Source organism: Cytobacillus sp. FSL W7-1323 (assembly GCF_038595015.1).
Classification (GTDB): domain Bacteria; phylum Bacillota; class Bacilli; order Bacillales; family Cytobacillaceae; genus Cytobacillus; species Cytobacillus kochii.
Window position 1 is genome coordinate 1,282,245 of sequence record NZ_CP151998.1, and the last position, 19,155, is coordinate 1,301,399.

16 protein-coding genes are annotated in these 19,155 nt (G+C 35.5%); 11 read left to right on the plus strand and 5 right to left on the minus strand.

The features are described from left to right. Positions 1-130 precede the first annotated feature (130 nt). Together cax and MKX67_RS06670 are read left to right on the plus strand one after the other, a co-directional pair. Positions 131-1,189: a calcium/proton exchanger gene (gene cax, locus MKX67_RS06665; protein WP_095370077.1), complete on the plus strand. Its 1,059-nt coding sequence runs from the start codon at positions 131-133 to the stop codon at positions 1,187-1,189. A 346-nt stretch (positions 1,190-1,535) separates the two neighbouring features. After that, positions 1,536-2,345 (plus strand): YfkD famly protein, encoded by an 810-nt coding sequence (locus MKX67_RS06670; protein ID WP_307319345.1) that lies wholly within the window; start codon positions 1,536-1,538, stop codon positions 2,343-2,345. Positions 2,346-2,380: 35 nt separating this feature from the next. On the opposite strand, the gene yfkAB is transcribed toward MKX67_RS06670, so the two are convergent. After that, positions 2,381-3,508, minus strand: a complete 1,128-nt coding sequence (gene yfkAB / locus MKX67_RS06675) for a radical SAM/CxCxxxxC motif protein YfkAB (RefSeq protein ID WP_307319343.1) — start codon at positions 3,506-3,508, stop codon at positions 2,381-2,383. Positions 3,509-3,651: 143 nt separating this feature from the next. On the opposite strand from yfkAB, the gene MKX67_RS06680 reads away from it, so the two are divergent. From MKX67_RS06680 to rlmD, 5 genes are all read left to right on the plus strand, one after another. Continuing rightward, positions 3,652-3,834 (plus strand): SE1561 family protein, encoded by a 183-nt coding sequence (locus tag MKX67_RS06680; RefSeq protein WP_095370074.1) that lies wholly within the window; start codon positions 3,652-3,654, stop codon positions 3,832-3,834. Between the two features lie 167 nt (positions 3,835-4,001). Next, on the plus strand, positions 4,002-5,552 hold the full coding sequence (locus MKX67_RS06685) for a fumarate hydratase (protein WP_322910042.1): 1,551 nt from the start codon (positions 4,002-4,004) through the stop codon (positions 5,550-5,552). Between the two features lie 125 nt (positions 5,553-5,677). After that, positions 5,678-6,472, plus strand: a complete 795-nt coding sequence (pdaA, locus tag MKX67_RS06690) for a delta-lactam-biosynthetic de-N-acetylase (protein WP_095370072.1) — start codon at positions 5,678-5,680, stop codon at positions 6,470-6,472. A 531-nt stretch (positions 6,473-7,003) separates the two neighbouring features. Further along, positions 7,004-7,867 carry a DNA-3-methyladenine glycosylase gene (locus MKX67_RS06695; RefSeq protein WP_307318059.1) on the plus strand — a complete coding sequence of 288 codons (864 nt, stop codon included), beginning with the start codon at positions 7,004-7,006 and terminating at the stop codon, positions 7,865-7,867. Positions 7,868-7,884: 17 nt separating this feature from the next. Further along, complete coding sequence (gene rlmD / locus MKX67_RS06700; protein WP_095370070.1) at positions 7,885-9,282, plus strand: 23S rRNA (uracil(1939)-C(5))-methyltransferase RlmD; 1,398 nt, start codon at positions 7,885-7,887, stop codon at positions 9,280-9,282. Positions 9,283-9,468: 186 nt separating this feature from the next. On the opposite strand, the gene MKX67_RS06705 is transcribed toward rlmD, so the two are convergent. Beyond that, entirely contained in the window at positions 9,469-9,714 is a 246-nt protein-coding gene (locus MKX67_RS06705) for a hypothetical protein (protein WP_322910044.1), read from the minus strand. Positions 9,715-9,870: 156 nt separating this feature from the next. Here MKX67_RS06705 and MKX67_RS06710 point away from each other — a divergent pair, with 156 nt between their 5' ends. Next, positions 9,871-10,956, plus strand: coding sequence for a CotH kinase family protein (locus MKX67_RS06710; RefSeq protein WP_342489060.1), 1,086 nt, complete (start codon positions 9,871-9,873; stop codon positions 10,954-10,956). Positions 10,957-11,288: 332 nt separating this feature from the next. Here MKX67_RS06710 and MKX67_RS06715 read toward each other — a convergent pair whose 3' ends face one another. Beyond that, positions 11,289-12,116 (minus strand): UTP--glucose-1-phosphate uridylyltransferase, encoded by an 828-nt coding sequence (locus tag MKX67_RS06715; RefSeq protein WP_095370067.1) that lies wholly within the window; start codon positions 12,114-12,116, stop codon positions 11,289-11,291. A 210-nt stretch (positions 12,117-12,326) separates the two neighbouring features. Between MKX67_RS06715 and MKX67_RS06720 the strand changes: the two genes are divergently transcribed. Genes MKX67_RS06720 through MKX67_RS06730 form a run of 3 tightly spaced genes read left to right on the plus strand, consistent with a single transcriptional unit; the run spans position 12,327 to position 15,747 of the window. Then, the gene (locus tag MKX67_RS06720) at positions 12,327-13,607 is read left to right on the plus strand and encodes a UDP-glucose/GDP-mannose dehydrogenase family protein (protein WP_095370066.1); all 1,281 of its coding nucleotides are present in this window, start codon (positions 12,327-12,329) and stop codon (positions 13,605-13,607) included. After that, positions 13,604-14,557 (plus strand): NAD-dependent epimerase/dehydratase family protein, encoded by a 954-nt coding sequence (locus tag MKX67_RS06725; protein WP_322910047.1) that lies wholly within the window; start codon positions 13,604-13,606, stop codon positions 14,555-14,557. Before MKX67_RS06720 ends, MKX67_RS06725 begins: the two co-directional genes overlap by 4 nt. Next, entirely contained in the window at positions 14,557-15,747 is a 1,191-nt protein-coding gene (locus MKX67_RS06730) for a glycosyltransferase family 4 protein (RefSeq protein WP_341054782.1), read from the plus strand. Before MKX67_RS06725 ends, MKX67_RS06730 begins: the two co-directional genes overlap by 1 nt. Positions 15,748-16,186: 439 nt before the next feature. Here the strand turns inward: MKX67_RS06730 and MKX67_RS06735 are convergent, their stop codons facing one another. Beyond that, positions 16,187-17,545, minus strand: a complete 1,359-nt coding sequence (locus tag MKX67_RS06735; protein WP_095370063.1) for a glycosyltransferase family 4 protein — start codon at positions 17,543-17,545, stop codon at positions 16,187-16,189. Continuing rightward, positions 17,542-18,648, minus strand: a complete 1,107-nt coding sequence (locus MKX67_RS06740) for a CotS family spore coat protein (RefSeq protein ID WP_322910049.1) — start codon at positions 18,646-18,648, stop codon at positions 17,542-17,544. The genes MKX67_RS06735 and MKX67_RS06740 overlap by 4 nt, the downstream gene beginning before the upstream one ends. Between the last annotated feature and the right edge of the window lie 507 nt (positions 18,649-19,155).

The window sequence follows — 19,155 nt, forward strand, 5'->3', positions numbered from 1 at the left end:
ATCTTCTACCACAATAGATATTATATGTGAAAGATAAAATTGACAAGAGAATAATCATAATCTTTTCATAACAATCCTTAAAAATGTTTATCTTAAGAAAAGTAAAGCGATTATTTTTGAGGAGGATGGGATGAATAAAGTATTTGCTATACTCGTATTTATTGGCGTACCGTTATCCGTAATAGGAAGTCTTCTACATTGGTCAAGTACATTGATGTTCATTATTTATTGTGTTGCTATCATTGCCTTAGCTAGTTTTATGGGACGATCGACAGAAAGTTTGAGTATTATTGCTGGTCCTAGAATAGGTGGATTGTTAAATGCGACATTCGGCAATGCGGTTGAATTAATTATTGCGATTTTTGCATTAAAAGAGGGATTAATTGGTGTTGTTTTAGCATCATTAACAGGAAGTGTATTAGGTAACTTATTATTAGTAGCCGGTCTTTCCTTTTTTATTGGAGGTATAAAGTTTAAAAGGCAAAGCTTTAATATCCATGATGCACGCCATAATGCGGGCTTACTCATCTTTGCAGTCATTGTGGCTTTCGTTATTCCTGAAATATTTTCAATGTCAATGAATGAAGAAAAGACGATGATCTTTAGTATTGGAATTAGCATCATCCTGATGGCTTTATACTTAGCCGCATTATTCTTTAAATTAGTTACACATAGAGGTGTGTATAATAAAGGAGATGAAGACGGAAAGAAGAAAGTGGAGGAAGTACCAGAATGGAGCAAAGGAAAATCCATTTTAGTATTAGCTCTTGCTACATTAGCTGTAGCCTATATTTCTGAAAATCTTGTTCACACCTTTGAGGAAGTAGGGAAGACATTTGGTTGGTCGGAATTGTTTATCGGCGTCATTATCGTTGCAATTGTAGGGAATGCCGCAGAACATGCTTCCGCTATTATTATGGCTGCGAAAAATAAAATGGATATTGCCGTAGAGATTGCCGTTGGTTCTACTTTACAAGTAGCTATGTTTGTCGCGCCCATACTTGTCCTTATCTCGTTACTTTTCCCTGTAGCGATGCCGCTCGTATTTACAGTACCAGAATTAATCACGATGGTATCAGCTGTTTTTCTAATGGTGGTTATCTCCAACGATGGTGAGTCTAATTGGTTTGAGGGTGGCACCCTTCTAGCAGCTTATTTCATCATCGGTATAGGATTTTATTTACTATAATAAAAAAACGACTCCTAGGTTAGCCGGGAGTCGTTTTGAAATATTTCGAATAAAAAGGAAGCGCTTGCAATTTTATTTTTAACTCATTAAGTATTTAATCGAGGACTGCTAGTGTGCATTCGCTTGAATTCATTAACCACTCCTTTATGGTGTTTGTTCATAAATAAAGCGAATCGTAATGAAGCTGCCCTCCTTTCGAGTGAGTGTATAAATAGTATAAAATATATAAAGACTTTTGTAAATATTCAAAACATTACAAAAATGTTACTTTTTTATTTTCCTTTATGGATAATATTCACATCATACGAAAAAACTAATGCATATAAGTTTGAAAGGAGTAAGAGAAATGAAGAAATGGCTATATGCTTTAGTATTGATGACCATTGGGGTGACATCCTTTCAATCAGCGATATCTGCTGAAGGAAAAATAGAAACAAAGGGGGAGACGATAGAGATACCAAGTTCTGTTCTAAATGTAGAAAAGGACAATACGTATCCAAACCCTGCTCAAGATTTACCAACATTACAGCCGAGTGAATTAACACAAGAATTAATGGAGACATCAAGAGTAAAAATAGATAACCCTGAATTAATACGTATGTTAAATGAAACAACAGTAAATAGTACACCTTTTGCCATCGGATACCGTGCGATTGTTTATTTAGGTCAATGGCCACTCAATTATCAATCACAAGAAACATCACCTAATTGGGAGTTTCAAAAGATCAATACGAACTATTTTGATAATCGCGGGGGAGATGCGGTCTATCAAATGAATTATGTTCAAGAAATGCAAAAGGTAGTGAAAGGTGGACTTACATCTAAGGTTCCACATGCGCAAGATGTTAAAAAGATGATGTTGTTGAAGGCAACAGAAAAAAGTGGATTACCCTTATCCTTTGAAACGGTTGTAGGGGCAGGAACGAAAAAAGATCATAAATATCATGTTGCAATCAACCGTCTGGGCTACCTATATGCATACGCACCTGCTATTAATGAAAAAGGGAAAGTTACTTATGGTGAAGTTTATATAATGTTGAAAGGAAGCAAAAAAACCTTAGTAGTGAAAAATATCACTTCTCAAGGAATTGGCGCATGGATTCCAATACAGGATCATGTCTCATTTGGCTTTATTGTTTCGGAACGACCACGTTAAATAGAAAAGTGCGCCATTTATATTGGCGCACTTTTCTATTTTTTAACTGAGATATTTGCTTTTTTAGTTTGGAAGTCTATTTCAGGGTAATAACTGTCTTTTACTAACACATTTGGCCCTAAACATCTTGCTTCACTACAATGGCAATTTAAAGACTTAGCAAGCTTTGTTTCCATCCACTTATCGAAAACAGATGGCAGTCCATCTGTCTGTATATTCCCTAAAGGAGGTGTATCACCAAAGTCCGTTACAATTACATCACCTGTAAAAATATTTACATTTAGTCTTGAACGACCATCAGGATCATTTCTGACAGTGACATTCTGTTCATTATGAAGACGTTGTAATAAAGCTAAGTCTTCTTCATTATTGCTGCATGGATAAAACGGCAATGTTCCAAACAACATCCAAGTATCTTTGTCTCGAATATCCAGGAGGTGATGGATTGCTTGGCGCATTTCTTTTAATGATAAAGTTTCGAGAGTAGATGCAAAATCTGAAGGGTACATTGGATGAACTTCATGACGTTGACAATGCATTTCTTCGGTTATTTGCTTATGGATTTTCTCTAAATAGGGTAATGTTCTTTTATTTAACATTGTTTCAGCAGAGACCATTACACCAGCTTGTACGAGTTCTTTACTATTCTCGATCATACGATCAAAGAGTACCTGTCTTTGCTTTATGGATGGTTTTCTTTCCATCATAGCAAAACCACCCTCAATAAATTCTTCTTCGGTACCCCAGTTATGAGAAATATGTAAAACATCTAAATAAGGGATAATGCTATCATATTTACCTCTATCTAATGTGAGGTTAGAATTAATTTGTGTTCGAATACCTCGTTCATGAGCATACTTAAAAAGAGGAATCACATAGTTATTAACTGATTTCTTCGATAGCATCGGTTCGCCTCCCGTTATAGAGAGTGAACGCAATTGCGGGATTTCCTCTAAACGTTTGATTAATAAATCAACAGGAAGTCCATCAGGATCTTTTGGCTGCAGAGTATACCCAACAGCACAATGCTCACAACGCATATTGCATAAAACCGTAGTTGTAAATTCAATATTGGATAAGGTTAATTTTCCATAATCATCGATATCCATATAAGCTTCCCAAGGGTCATAACTTGGTGAAATTGGTAACGTTTGAGATATCATTTAAAAAACTCCTTTAAGTAAATCTGTAGTCATTATTCATCTAACGTAAGCTTCTGTCAACCTTTAATGAAAAATAAACCTTTATTGCAGCTCTATTGCATTTCATGTAGGATTAAAGTTGTGTAGAGAAAGGAGCGAATACTGTGGGCAATTCAATTACTGATAAAGACAATCAAGTAGCTTTCTTAAAGCAACGTCTTCATATGTTTATGGACGTATTAGATGCGATAGAACCTGAAAACACGGAGTTAGAGGATGTTGATCGTCTCATCGAAATGATCGATGATCTTGAATCTAAAGTAAGGGAATTTAATCATAGAGATTAAAAAGAAGTGGTGAAACCCTATGAAAAAAATTGGGTTTCACCATTTTTTTGTTTCTACAGTTGGTCTTTTCTTGACTAAAGAATGAGTATATAATGGTATACGATAATGATTCTAATTTTTCGCAAAAGAAATTGATCGGTCGCAAAGGGAAAGGGGAACTTTGAGAAATGAATATGGAGCAATTCCAAAAAAGTATGTACGACTTAATTGTAGAAACTTCGACGAATTTACCAAAGGATGTTCGTCGGGCAATTAAGGCAGCAAAAGAAAGAGAAAGTGCTGGTACGAGATCAGCGATGAGTCTGGCAACAATTACAAATAATATCTCTATGGCAGATGATAACGTATCGCCAATCTGTCAAGATACAGGATTACCGACATTTAAAATCAAAACACCAGTTGGCGTTAATCAACTAAAGATTAAAGAAGCAATTAAGAATGCTATTGCAGAAGCAACAAATGATAGTAAATTGAGACCTAACTCTGTTGATTCCTTAACAGGTGCTAATAGTGGAGATAATTTAGGTGGTGGCACACCAGTTATTAAATTTGATCAGTGGGAAGAAGAATATATAGACGTTCGCTTAATTCTAAAAGGCGGCGGTTGTGAAAATAAAAATATACAATATAGTTTGCCTGCAGAACTAGATGGTTTAGGAAGAGCTGGACGCGATTTAGATGGTATACGTAAATGTATAATGCATTCGGTTTATCAAGCACAAGGACAGGGATGTAGTGCAGGGTTTATAGGTGTAGGGATTGGCGGAGATCGTTCATCTGGTTATGATTTAGCAAAGGAACAACTATTCCGTTCTGTAGATGATGTAAATCCAAATGAAGATTTACGAAAACTGGAGGAATATGTTCTTAAAAATGCAAACGAGCTTGGAATTGGGACAATGGGATTCGGAGGAGAAACGACTTTATTAGGATGTAAAGTTGGTGTGATGAATCGTATTCCTGCTAGCTTTTTCGTATCTGTAGCCTATAATTGCTGGGCATATCGTAGACTTGGGGTAAAAGTAAATCCTGACACAGGTGAAATTAATGAATGGCACTATCAAGATGGTGAAAAAATTAATTTTGCTGACGAAGCAGCGCAAGAAACAGCTGCAACAGCAGAAGCTGAACAAGAAACAAAAGTTGTTACGCTTCAAGCTCCAATAACAGAGGAACAAATCCGTAAACTTAAAGTTGGCGATGTTGTTCAAATCAATGGTCGGATGTATACAGGTCGTGATGCGATCCATCATCATTTAATGGAGAACGATGCCCCTGTAGATTTAAATGGACAAGTAATATATCATTGTGGACCAGTAATGATGAAAGATGATCAAGAAAAATGGCATGTAAAAGCAGCAGGTCCAACTACAAGTATTCGTGAAGAACCATATCAAGGAGATATTATGAAGAAATTCGGTATTCGCGCCGTGATTGGAAAAGGCGGTATGGGACCGAAAACATTAAAAGCGCTAGAAGATCATGGTGGAGTATACTTAAATGCAATTGGTGGAGCAGCGCAATATTATGCTGATTGTATTAAAGAAGTAGAAGGCGTTGATTTAATGAACTTCGGTATTCCAGAAGCCATGTGGCACCTACGTGTAGAAGGATTCACAGCAGTGGTTACAATGGATTCTCACGGAAATAGTCTTCATAGAGATGTAGACAAATCCTCGTTAGAGAAGCTAGCGAAATTTAAAGAACGTGTATTTTAATTTGTTTTTGAGACACCAACATATAGTGGTGTCTCTTTTTTATGTGAATAATTATTTTGGAAACTTTTAGCGCTCGTAATTTATTGTTGCTAGCAAAGAATAAGAAAAAAAGAAGGAGAAGCGCTATGAAAAAATTGATGATATTAGTAAGTAGCTTTCTGTTTATCTGTTCAATCCCTGTCTCAGCAAGTGAATTCAGCCATGCTCCTATCCATTGGGGAATTAAAAAAGCACAGAATGAATCACCGGCGGAAGCGGGAAAAATGCTTGATAATCTTCTAACAAAGCATCAATCTGTTTATAAGGGAGATCCGACTAAAAAAGAAATTTATCTTACTTTTGATAATGGGTATGAAAATGGGTATACGGATAAAATTCTTGATGTGCTTAAAAAAGAAAAAGTACCTGCGACATTCTTTATTACGGGTCATTATATTCATACGGCACCAGATTTAGTAAAAAGGATGGCAAGGGACGGACATATAATCGGCAACCATTCTTGGACTCACCCAGATATGACAAGGATCAGTCGCGATAAATATAAACAAGAATTAGAAAAAGTGAGAGCTGAGACAGAAAAGTTAACAGGTGTTAAACATATGTCCTATTTAAGACCACCTCGTGGTATTTTTAACGAACAAGGATTGGCTTACGCAAATGAATTAGGCTATACCCATATCTTTTGGTCTCTAGCCTTTGTTGATTGGAAAACAGATCAACAAAAAGGCTGGAAATACTCCTATGACAACATTATGAGGCAGATTCATCCAGGAAGCATATTATTATTACACACAGTATCAAAAGATAATGCAGATGCTTTGCAACAAGCAATTGTGGATTTAAAAAAACGAGGATATGAATTCAAATCGTTAGACGATCTCATGTGGAGCCAAGCCTTGGATAGCTCTTACTTATATTAACAGTCACCACCTACAATGAACTTCATTGTAGGTGTTTTGATTTATAAAAAAAGAAAAATGGCAAACAGAGTGCCAACGGGATTAATAAGGGTGAAAAGGGAAACGGTGAGCAAACAACGAGTCTCAGGATAAGCCATGAAAAAGAGGAAAACAAAGCAAATAGAAAGTGCCCTGGATTTAAAAGCCATGAAAAAGGGGAAAACAAAGCAAATAGTGAACTTTCTTGAATCTTGAATCTATAAGCCATGAAAAAGAGGGAAACAAAGCAAACAGAAAGCGCTCCGGATCTATGAGCCGTGAAAAAGAGAAAAACAATGCTAATAAAGTTCCATCAAAATTTATAAGCAACATAAATAATAGATGCAGTATTCATCATTTATTAAGAAGTAAAAATCCCCATTAAATCATTGTAAAATTCTTGTTATAATTATAAATAAGAACAGATATTCGTCTTGATAGAAGACAGTTGAAAAAGCTCATAAAAAGATCCTTAGTATAATACGAGAAAAAACAGTGAAGGATGAACGGTGAATGGAGATAATAAAAGAAATAGGTGGACCCTATAATTTTGATGCTGTTTTAAGTCGCTTATCAAGTGACCCGCTTATTTGGGTGAATCGAGACAAGAGAATGTTAAAGGTACCCCTTAAGTTACAAAATGAATCCGTCGTCGTTACAATCACAGGTTTGGGTACAACGAACAAACCTAAATTTCTAATGACAGGATTAAATGAAGTAACAAAAGAAGAAGCGTTGGTTAGATTAACAGATATTTTTCGGTGGAATATTCCCTTAGCAGATGTTCATCAACATTTTTTAAAAACGGATTTGCGCCATGTTTTTCTCGCTCATTATGGAACACCTTTTGTGTTAGATTTTGATTTATTTGGTTCGCTCCTCAAATGTATTGTTCATCAACAATTGAATATGAAATTTGCTTATACGCTTACAATGAGGTTTGTGCATAAGTTTGGTTATGAGAAAGATGGTGCTTGGTTTTATCCTGATCCTGAAACAGTAGCTAATGTAACAATTGAAGATTTAAGGGCATTACAATTCAGTGGTAGGAAAGCAGAGTATGTTATTGGGATTGCTAAAGAGTTATCAGAAAAGCAATTATCTTTATTGCAACTAAAAGAACTGTCAGATCGTGAAATTCATGATAAACTGATTAAATTAAAAGGCGTAGGTCCATGGACAGTGCAGAATTTTTTGATGTTTGGTTTAGGGAGAGATAATCTTTATCCAATGGCAGATATTGGCTTGCAAAATGCGTTAAAAAAGCTTTATCAATTAGAGCAGAAGCCTTCCTACGAACAAATGGAATTATATGCAAAAGACTGGACGCCTTATTTAAGCTATGCCACCTATTATTTATGGCGTAGTATCGAATAACTGTGGAGTGATTATTTTTGAATAAACAAACGAATCGTAAAAAAGAAACTGCCGTTCAGTTAAAACTCAAGCAACGGTTTCCTTTAACAATCAAAAGGTTAGGTATTAACGGAGAGGGTGTCGGATATTTCAAAAAGAAAGTGGTCTTTGTTCCTGGTGCCCTGCCTGATGAAGAGGTTGTGGTAGAAGTCACAAATGTTCAACCGAAATTTTCAGAAGCAAAGATAAAAAAAGTTAGGAAACCTTCTCCCTACCGAGTAGAGGCACCTTGTCCGTTATTTGGTGAGTGTGGCGGATGTCAGTTACAACATCTTCGCTATGATCGCCAGTTAATAGAAAAAAGGGATATGGTTATTCAATCACTTGAGAGACATACCAAAATAGATCCAAGCACCATTCAAATAAAACAAACAATCGGAATGGAGGACCCTTGGAGATACCGGAATAAAAGCCAATTTCAAGTAGGGATGAAGCAAGGTGAAGTGATTGCAGGATTATATAGCATGAATTCACATCAGCTTATTGATATTGATGAATGCATCGTGCAGAAGCCAGAAACAATATCTGTTACAAATACGATGAAGCGTATTCTTCAAGATTTAAACATTAGTGCTTATAATGAACGCACGCGCAAAGGTGATATCCGTACAATTGTGACGAGAGTGGGTGTGAAAACTGGGGAAGTGCAAGTTGTGCTCATTACAAGACAAAAAGAGCTTCCAAAGTCTTCACTAATAGTAGAAGAAGCTACCAAGCGGATTCCGAATTTACGTTCGATTATTCAAAATGTCAATGGCCAAAAAACATCTCTCATTTTTGGGGATGAAACCATACCACTTGCGGGTGAAACGTTTATATATGAAATGCTAGGGGATATCCAATTTGAATTATCTGCACGTACTTTTTTTCAACTCAATCCAGAGCAAACCGTCAAATTGTATAATGAAGTCAAAAAAGCAGCAAATCTAACTGGTAAAGAAACGATTGTTGATGCGTACTGCGGAGTAGGAACAATTGGATTATGGTTGGCAGATCAAGCAAAAGAAATACGTGGAATGGATATTATAAAAGAATCAATCACAGATGCAAAGAGAAATGCAGCTAAACATGGAGTGAAGCATGCTAAATATGTAACGGGTAAGGCTGAAGAATGGTTACCTAAATGGGTGAAAGAAGGCTTTCGTCCAGATGTTATCGTTGTCGATCCCCCAAGAACAGGTTTGGATCAAGCATTATTAAAAACAATCCAACAAGTCAAACCTAAAAAATTGGTTTACGTGTCTTGTAACCCATCTACACTGGCAAAAGACATCGATTTTCTCCACCGTCAATATAAAGTAAAAAGCATACAGCCGGTAGACATGTTTCCCCAAACGGCGCACGTGGAATGTGTCGTCTTATTAACCTTGATATAACAGAGTGATTGGCAAGGAATTGATGTGATTAATCGCGTTTTAACTACGTCAGAATGACCACATCAACTTCTTGCTTTTTTAGTGTGTAGCGACCGTATATTAACTTATTACAATTTTAATACTTCATCAAACTGTGCAATTCTTACCTGCATGTCATGAGTAATTATGATTAAACATGTCTAATGGTCATATACGAGAGCCAGAACCAGAACCAGAACCAGAGCCAGAACCAGAACCAGAGCCAGAGCCAGAGCCAGAACCAGAGCCAGAACCAGAGCCAGAACCAGAGCCAGAACCAGAACCAGAGCCAGAGCCAGAACCAGAGCCAGAACGGTTATCATTAGCTTTTGATCCTGGGTTTCTACTTAGGAATTCCTCATTTCCAGCGTCTTTTGCCTCATTTAGAAGCTTTTTTACGTCTTCTTTTCCCATCTATAAAAACCACCTTTCAATATAATCCTTAATATTTAAGGTAGTTTATTTTATGAAAAAATTTTTCATTGGTTCTAAACTTCCAATTAATTAATGATCATTTGCATTATTTTTTTCATATGATAATGGGTAAAGTGAGGGAGGCGAGGATATAAGATGCAGACGAATACTGTACCTACATTAAGTATTTCTATGCAACCAGAACTGATGGAATTTTTAGAAAAAAATATTTGGCATGATGAATTAATTCCTTCTCAATTAGTTATAAACAATCATTCATTTGATATCGGTATTAGTTATAGAGGAAATCATACACGTAAATTAAGAAAAAAATCTTACAAAATTGATTTTGGAACATATAATGATGAGTTTCTTGGACGTGAAATTCACATTAATGCAGAGTATTGCGATCCTTCTTTCATTCGAAATAAGCTATCTTTTGATTTTTTTAAGAAGATTGGGATCAATTCACCTGATTGCAGGTATGTTTTAATTGAGATAAATGGAAGGTCCTCAGGAATTTACTTACAGCTTGAATCTGTTGATGATTACTTTTTACAAAAAAGACAACTTTCATATGGGCCTATTTATTACGCAACGAATCATCAAACTAATTTTTCTTTGTTAACCACGAAAGGTGAGCCTAAATCTTCATTAATTTCAGGGTATTTGCGTAAAATTGGGAATGTTGAGGACGATTCTGATTTAGAAAAGCTAATAATAAAAGTCAATACGATACCACGTAATGAGTTTGGCAAAGAAATAGTAAAGTACTTGGATGTCAAAAAATATTTAATTTGGCTGTGTGGTGTGATTTGCACACAAAACTACGATGCTTTCATTCAAAATTATGCCCTTTATCGAAATGGAGAATCAGGATTGTATGAGATGATCCCATGGGATTTTGATGCAACATTTGGAAGGGATTGGAATGGAGGGGTTATGAAGTTTAATCGAGTTCCTATCGAAGGTTTTAATACACTCACGGCAAGACTTCTTGATGTAAAGGAATTTCGTGTTCAATACCGCATTCTTCTAGAAGAGATATTAGAGAATTACTTTTCAGTTTCGGAATTTGAACCAAGAATTATCAATCTTCATAAATTATTGCGTCCCTATATAGCATTAGATCCATATAAAAAGGATGCTATCGATTTATTTGATAAAGAACAAGAATTTATCCTGCAATTTATTTTAAATCGCAATCAGTATCTTAGAGATCATCTTAAAGATCTGGAATAAAGGGAAAATATTATTTCATGCCTAGACTCTCAGTATTTTAGATGGGAGTCATATTAGTGTGCAAAGGTAGTTAATAAACAGGGTATGAAAGTTCCCATGGAGTCAAAGTCGAGCATGTATCGTCGTGTTATGCAGGATTTGAACGCAGCCCTGGACAAATCCTCTGTCTGAGATAAGAGGTATATTGTTGAACTAGTTTGCAAAACAAAACAAGGTTGAGATCAGGCTGCGGAATCTCTAAATATTTTGTTAAGTTCATTCGTTTTGTAGTACACCAATAAGGTATGATGGGACATTTAATTGCAGGATAACTCGAGCAATTCAAACAAGGACTATTCATCCTCTTTTTTAGAATTGCTCATTAATTTTTGAATAAGGTTTAAATATCCTTTATCCGTACCGATGTCATAGCGTTTTGCAGATACTTCCACACCGTAGCACTTTTCTAACTTTAATAATTTTTGGATTGCATCCGTTAGTTGAACTTCACCTCCAACTCCTTTACCTCCTTTTTCTAAATATGAAAAAATAGATGGTTCAAAAATGTATCTCCCACTTACGGCTAAATTAGATGGGGGAGTGGAGCGAGGCTTTTCTACAATATCAGAAATTTCATAGGTATTATCTTGCAAATCAATCGCTTTCACTACCCCGTAGTTTTTTAATAACTTTTCATTCAATTTTTCCAGAGCTATTACTGTAGATTGATAATTTTCGTATACGTCTAAAAGCTCTCGTAAAGCGGGCTGGCCACTTTGTAGAAATATATCATCAGGAAGAAGAACAGCAAAGGGATCTTTACTTGCAAATCTTTTACCTAAGAGTATTGCTGTACCTAGTCCATCTGCAAAGGGTTGGCGTACATATTGAATAGAAATAGCGGGCCCGACAATTTTATTCAATAAATGCTGTTTTCCTGTCTTTTCTAAAAAGGCTTCATATTCTAGAGATCGGTCAAAATAATCTAAAATCATATTTTTATTACGGGATACCACTATTAAGATTTCTTCAATTCCTGATTCAATGGCTTCTTCAATAATATATTGTATGGCTGGTTTACCTGCGATCGGGAACATTTCTTTTGGAAGCACCTTTGTTATTGGCAAATTTCTTGTACCGAAACCTGCAGCAGGAATGATTGCTTTTTTTACTGTCTTCATCATAACCTCTCCTCTTCACTTTCTATATATTAATCTAATATATTTTACTTGGTAATTTGTCCAATAAGAAAAGGTACTTAACCATATAGTTTTTGTTTTTTTTTACCATTTCCATCTTAAATATTTTTCCCACTTTCACGTTTTGTTTGAAGCTAAATAAGATAATGATAAATTGAATGTTTTTAACATGAGCAAGTAAGGATGATAATGGTGAAAATATGTGTCATTGGTACAGGGTATGTTGGTTTAACAACTGGTGCTGTGTTGGCAGACTTAGGTCATGAGCTTTACTGTGTTGATAAGAATAAATTGATAATAGAAAAATTAATTGAGGGAGAAATCCCTATTTATGAACCAGGATTAAAGGAACTGATTGTTCGAAATAAAAAAAGAGGTCTTCTTCATTTTTCAACGGATATCCAGCGTGTGATAAAAGAATGCCCAATTCTTTACATCACAGTCGGTACTCCTACAAAAGAAGATGGGAGTCAAAATCTAACTGCGATTAACGAAGTCATTGACACCTTGGTACAGACGATAACCTCTCATAAAACAATCATTATTAAAAGTACGGTACTACCAGGTACCAATGAATGGATTCATCAAACATTAATAGAAAAAGGGATCGACTCGCGTATGTTCGACGTTGTATCCAATCCAGAGTTTCTTAGAGAAGGAAATGCTGTATTTGATATGATGAACCCGGATAAAATTGTTGTGGGTGGAAAAAGCCCTCAATCTATTAAAATAATTCAAACTCTCTATGAGAAGTTACAAGCACCTTATATTATTACTTCATTAACAGGAGCAGAGATGATTAAATATGCCAATAATGCCTTGTTGGCAACAAAAATCTCATTCATTAATGAAATCGCCCGTATTTGCGACGCCTATAATGTGGAAGTAACGCATATTGCAAAAGCGCTAGGGACAGACAATAGAATTGGTCCCTATTTTTTGAATGCAGGATTAGGTTATGGTGGGTCTTGTTTTCCAAAGGATATTCGGGCATTAGAATACGCTGCCAAACGGAGAAATGTTAATCCTGAGATGTTAAGGGCCGTTCAAAATGTGAATGACTCTCAAATTGATTTGTATATTGATAAATTAACAAATCAATTAACAAACTTGGATGGGAAAAAAATAACCGTTTGGGGCTTAGCTTTTAAGCCCGACACAGATGATATACGTGAATCAAGGTCATTATTATTAATTGAGAAATTATTGGAAAGAGGGACAGAGGTCCACGCCTATGATCCTATTGTCAATTCTTTTGAACCTGCCATTACCATTCATCATGACATGTATGAAGCTATTAAAGGAGCAGATGCATTAATTATTGCAACAGAATGGAACCAGTTTAAAACCGTAGACTGGAAAAAGGTAAATGAGTTAATGAAGGGAAATATTTTAGTGGATGGACGGAATATCATTGACCCTAAAGTCGTAAGAAAACATCAACTTCAATATATTGGGGTGGCTAGACAATGAGGATTATCGTAACAGGAGCCGCTGGGTTTATCGGTTCTCATTTATGTGAGAGGTTATTAAGAGAAGAAGAGAATGTTGTTATTGGCATTGATGGTTTTATAGACCCATCCAAGAAGTCAATTAAACTAAGAAATATAGAAAATCTGTTGATTCATCCACGTTTTCAATTTATAAATAAGAATTTACTAGGCATTGATTGGAGTGAAATTCTTGCCAAAGATGATGTGATATATCATTTAGCTGCTGTGCCTGGTGTTCGTTCAAGCTGGGGTAACAATTTCAAGTTGTATGAGGAAAATAATATTCTTGTCACCCAACGGCTATTAGAGGCTTGTAAGAATGTCTCTTTAAAGAAGTTTATTTACGCCTCCACCTCTTCTGTATATGGAGAAAAGGTTGGTATGGTTTCAGAAGATTGCCCACTTTCACCACTTTCTCCTTATGGTGTAACGAAGCTAACAGGAGAGTATTTATGTAAGGTATACAGTGAAAATGATGGTCTTCCAATAACTATTCTTCGATACTTTACTGTTTATGGACCTAGACAACGGTCTGACATGGCATTTCATCGATTTATCGAATGCATTTTAACGAATAAACCTATTCCAATATACGGTGATGGCAAACAAACACGTGATTTTACGTTTGTAGAAGATTGTGTAGAAGGAACTTTTGCTGCTCTTTATGCAGAGGATACCCTTGGAGAGACAATTAATATTGGTGGTAAAGAACGGAAATCTATATTGGATGTCATTGAAATATTAGAAGATTTAACAGGGAAAAAAGCAACCGTGGAATTTATTGGAGAACCGCGCGGGGAACCGCGACATACTTGGGCAGATATTTCAAAGGCATTGAAGATTCTGCAATATAAGCCAGCTGTGCCGTTAAAAGAAGGGCTTCTCCGAGAAATAAATGATTTAAAGATTATTTATAAGGAGGAAGAGTAATGAGGCTTGCTTTAATTTGTACAGAAAAACTCCCTTCTCCTGCTATAAAGGGAGGTGCAATTCAAATGATGATTGACGGTGTAGTTCCTTTTCTCAGTAAAGAAAATAACTTAACTATTTTCTCTGTCACCGATCCATCTCTACCTGATTATGAAGTACGTAACGAAGTGCAATACATTCGGTTACCATCTGAAAGTTATGAAATTGATATTGCTAAAATACTTACTGAAAAAAGGTTTGACATTATTCATGTTTTTAACCGTCCATTAAATATTCCTCTCTATAAAAAAGCTTCCCCTTCAAGTCGGTTTGTTTTAGGACTTCATAATGATATGCTTTCTGAAAAAAAGGTATCACTGGAGAATGGAAAGGAAATTGTAAACTCTGTTGAAAGGATTGTTACAGTTAGTGAATATATAAAACAAACTGTGGTGGAGAGGTTTCCAGAAGCAGAATCAAAAACAAAAGTAGTTTACTCAGGAGTAGATCTAGTAGAATATCCTCCAGTCTGGTCAGAGAAAGGAAAACAAATTAGAGAAGAATATCGACAAAAATACAATATTGGAGATAAAAAGGTCATATTATTTGTTGGAAGACTCACTAAAAATAAAGGACCTCATCTTCTAATATCCGCCTTTAAAGCTATTGCTAAAAGATACCCTCATACTTTACTTGTGATTGCTGGGGGAAAGTGGTTTAGTGATGATGGAATAAATAACTATATTCGTTATTTGAAGAAACTAGCCGAACCGTTAGGTGACAAAGTTATTTTCACAAATTTTATTCCTGCAAGTGAAATTTCTAACATCTTTTTAATGAGTGATATTTTCTGTTGTTCTTCCCAATGGCAAGAACCCTTAGCTCGGGTTCACTATGAAGCTTTTGCTGCTGGTATCCCTATAATATCAACAAATAGGGGAGGAAATGCAGAGATAGTTTCTCATAAAGAAACGGGTTATTTAATTGAAAAGTATGATCAAGCTAGTGAATTTGCAAAAGGAATTAATTTCTATTTAAAGAACCCGGATACTATTAATAGCATTACCCGAAATGCAAGAGAATTAGTGGAATCTAATTTTCAATTTCATCATGTTGCTAGCCGGTTAACCAACGTTTATTCTGAGTTGATTCCAAAACAAAACAAAGATCATTATCGTAAAATGTTTCGGTCGCCACTCTTTCGATTCTAATCGATTAACAAAAAAGAGGGTGAGTAAGGTTGCTAGCTAACCTTTTGCTCACCTTTTTTATTGTTAGTAAACATGATGTTAATAATGACAGTTAAAAACAAAATTTTGCGACCGATAAAAACTGTTGGTGTGTAGGTGATCAGGTGATTTTAAGCATCATTCGTCGGTCATATTCTAGCAAGCCTTCTTGTACATAAGCAATAACTTTTAAAGAATATCATTTCTAAATCTAAAGGCAAACTGACTTTTCATTGTGTTTAATCTTTAAACAGTAGGACCCTTATTCCTAATTTTATCTTGTTACAGTCACTTTACCATATCAGAAGTTTTCCTTATTTCTATTTAAATAAAGCCGTTGAAATTTTATGATTGTAAAATTTCAACGGCTTCGTCATTTTCGAGGAAGTTTCTCTACCTCAACGTTGATTCAGTCTAAGATTCAATAGTTGCTTGCTTTATTAGCTAATATTTCTTTATTAATCCATGGTATCGAAGCAGTAGTAATCTTTTTAATTGGCTGCTTTTGTTTTGGTCGGATTGGTTTTTTCTCTATAGGCGAAATCTTCTCAGCTACAGCTTTTTTGGTTAACAGTTGTTCTTCTTTCTCGCCATTCATGTTAGAAGTACTACTAATGTCAACGTTATTTTTAATTTTATAATCAATCCCGCTCCACACTTGGGAAATATCGTCGATGACTCGATTCCAATTATGATTTTTTTCTACAAAGCTACGACCATATTGACCCATTTCTCTACAGAGAGAAGGACTGGAAAGTAATTTGGATAAATGAGCTACAAATTCTCGAGGGTCATCTGCTTGCTCAACGATAAACCCATTTTTTCCAATCTCGATTATTTCAGGGTTTCCTCCACGAGCAGTTGTCACAATGGGTAACCCAGCCGCCATTGCTTCATAATGTACTCGTGCTAACGGCTCTTCCCATTGAGAAGGACAAACGAATATATCAGCAGTAGCAAACCAGTCTTGAATTTCATCAGGGTGAACAAAGCCAGTAGTTATAACAGGTATAGGAAGGCGTTCTGCAATCGCTTTAATATAAGCAATGTAATCGGTCATTCTATTATCACTAAAGCCTTTACTTCCCATTAAAACCAAGGCCGCATTAGGATGCTTTTTAGCCAAATCTAGCATGGATCGTAAAAGTATATCTGCTCCCTTGTTCACTGAAAGTCGTCCAGCAAATAAAATTACCTTTTTCGATTCTAGTTTGTGTTTTTGACGCATGGAAGCTCTAATCCTTTGACCCTTGACAGAATACGTTGGAACAAATCGCTCTAAATCCACTCCTGAATAAATTGTTTGAATTTTAGGTTGGGCATCGGGGTAAAGCTTTACTATTTCATTACCAATATAATTACTAATGGTAATAATTTTATCTAATTGATCAATTGCTTTCTGGGCTTCTTCAGTATCTATTTTTTCCCTCTTGAACATATCATTGTGCATGCTTAATATGAGTCGTGAGTTTGGTGCCACTTCTCGTATTGGTAATACTAAACGGGGGCGGTTAAAAATGTGAATTAAGTCAAAAGTATTGTTTTTAAGATAATCTACAACACCTTCCCTGTAAGTCTCCAATAATCCTCCTGGAACCCTTACATAATGAACACCATCTTTTATTTCTTTATCGGGTAATGTGTCATCGTTTCTTCCGATTATTGTAATAGAATGGTTTTTACTTAAGTTTGGAATAGCTCCAGCGATGAATGTTTGTATTGCTCCTCCTTTTACCGGTGGAACTGGAAGTTTTTCTGTACAGACTATTAGCACTTTCATTTCCTTTTTCCCCCTCTCCATTCTTTACGTAATTGCTCAAGAATTGGCCATTTGGTCTTATCGATTTCAACGATTCGCTGGACAATAGCATCCAAATCGCTATTTAATGCTATGGTTGGTTCGAATAGCATATCTTTTACATTTTTATAATATAAATTTGGTAATGAGAAATCGATCAAGAGAATCTCAAACAACTCGTCAGTGATAGGGTTAGCTTCATTGTACGCTTCTAGCATTCCTACTATCCAATCAATATCCCACCTTCCTAGATCATCCATAGAACCAGATATGAGTTTGCGTAAATCACGAATAGGCAAATCATAGGCTACACCATCAAGGTCGATAATCCACATACCTCCAGGTCCCATTTGTCCATTCGACCATCCATAATCCTGATGGACTAATCCCCATTCTTTATTTCCCTTTGCGACCAACTGTTGATAAGAGGATTGCTCCAGCATAGTCAATGCCTTTTTTGCTTGCTCCTCAAACATATCAACTGTACTTAAGATCGTCTTACTCGTGGGCATTTCTGAATATAAGTTAGCTACATTTTTAAACCAAGATATTTTTCTCACTACTTTTTTATATGCATTTGGCCATCGTAAAAGTCTTGAAGCATTCTCTGCTCCTTTAGGAGGAACATACCCTTTGGAAAGTTGATGGAACTCTCCAATAGCGTTACTCAATAGCTTTGCTCCTTCAATATCGGCAGATACTTGATATAGAGGTTCAATCCAATCGGCAACAAACCAGATTTTCCCTCCCATTTCCACTATATTGCTACCCGATTTTGTCTTTACAATCGGTGGTATTCTAGCCTTTTTTTCATTAACTAAATATTCCTGTGCACCAATGCTAAATAAACTCCTGGAGGGTTTCCGATGGAGTATTTTTAAACTTTTGGGTCCTATGTTCGTATTGATCTTCCATATAAGTCCACCCTTATCTGCCTTTGTTGTAATAACTTCCATGCTACTCACATTAAAATTGTATTGTTTAATCACTTGTTGAGCCATTTCTTCAATAAATGGTGGCACATATAAATCAGCTAATGTCTCATCTAAATCCCATGGTGTAATAAGCTGCTCCAAACTAGTCATTCCTTTCCTTGGGTAATTTGTCTTTACATCCTATTCACTCAGGTGAAAATAGGTTGGACATTTGTCCATATGAAAATGAAAAATAATGTGTATAAGCCCATGTAATAAAAGTGGAATCAAGAAGGTATTTATTTTAAAGTTTGAATTACTTTCAATTTAACTTGTTCAATTGGAATAAATTTTAAAAAAAGTGTAACGAGTGAAGTAAAAGGGAGCATATGTAATAAGCAATATGGAGAAATTTGGTGATAAGTGGCTATGAACAGAATTTCTTTGTGTGGGATGTGATAAAACACCCATACATTAACGTTAAATGCTTTAGTAAGTTAAGAGTTGTCAAGGATATGTCAGAAGGAGTTATGATACACTTCTTACTTTAAAAATTATGTAACAAAAGAGCATCGGTGTTTTTTATTTAAAACATTGATGCTCTTTTGTTTTTTTATATTTGTAATTATTTTTCCATTATTATCAGTATATTGATAGTTATGTAAGATGTTTTAACAT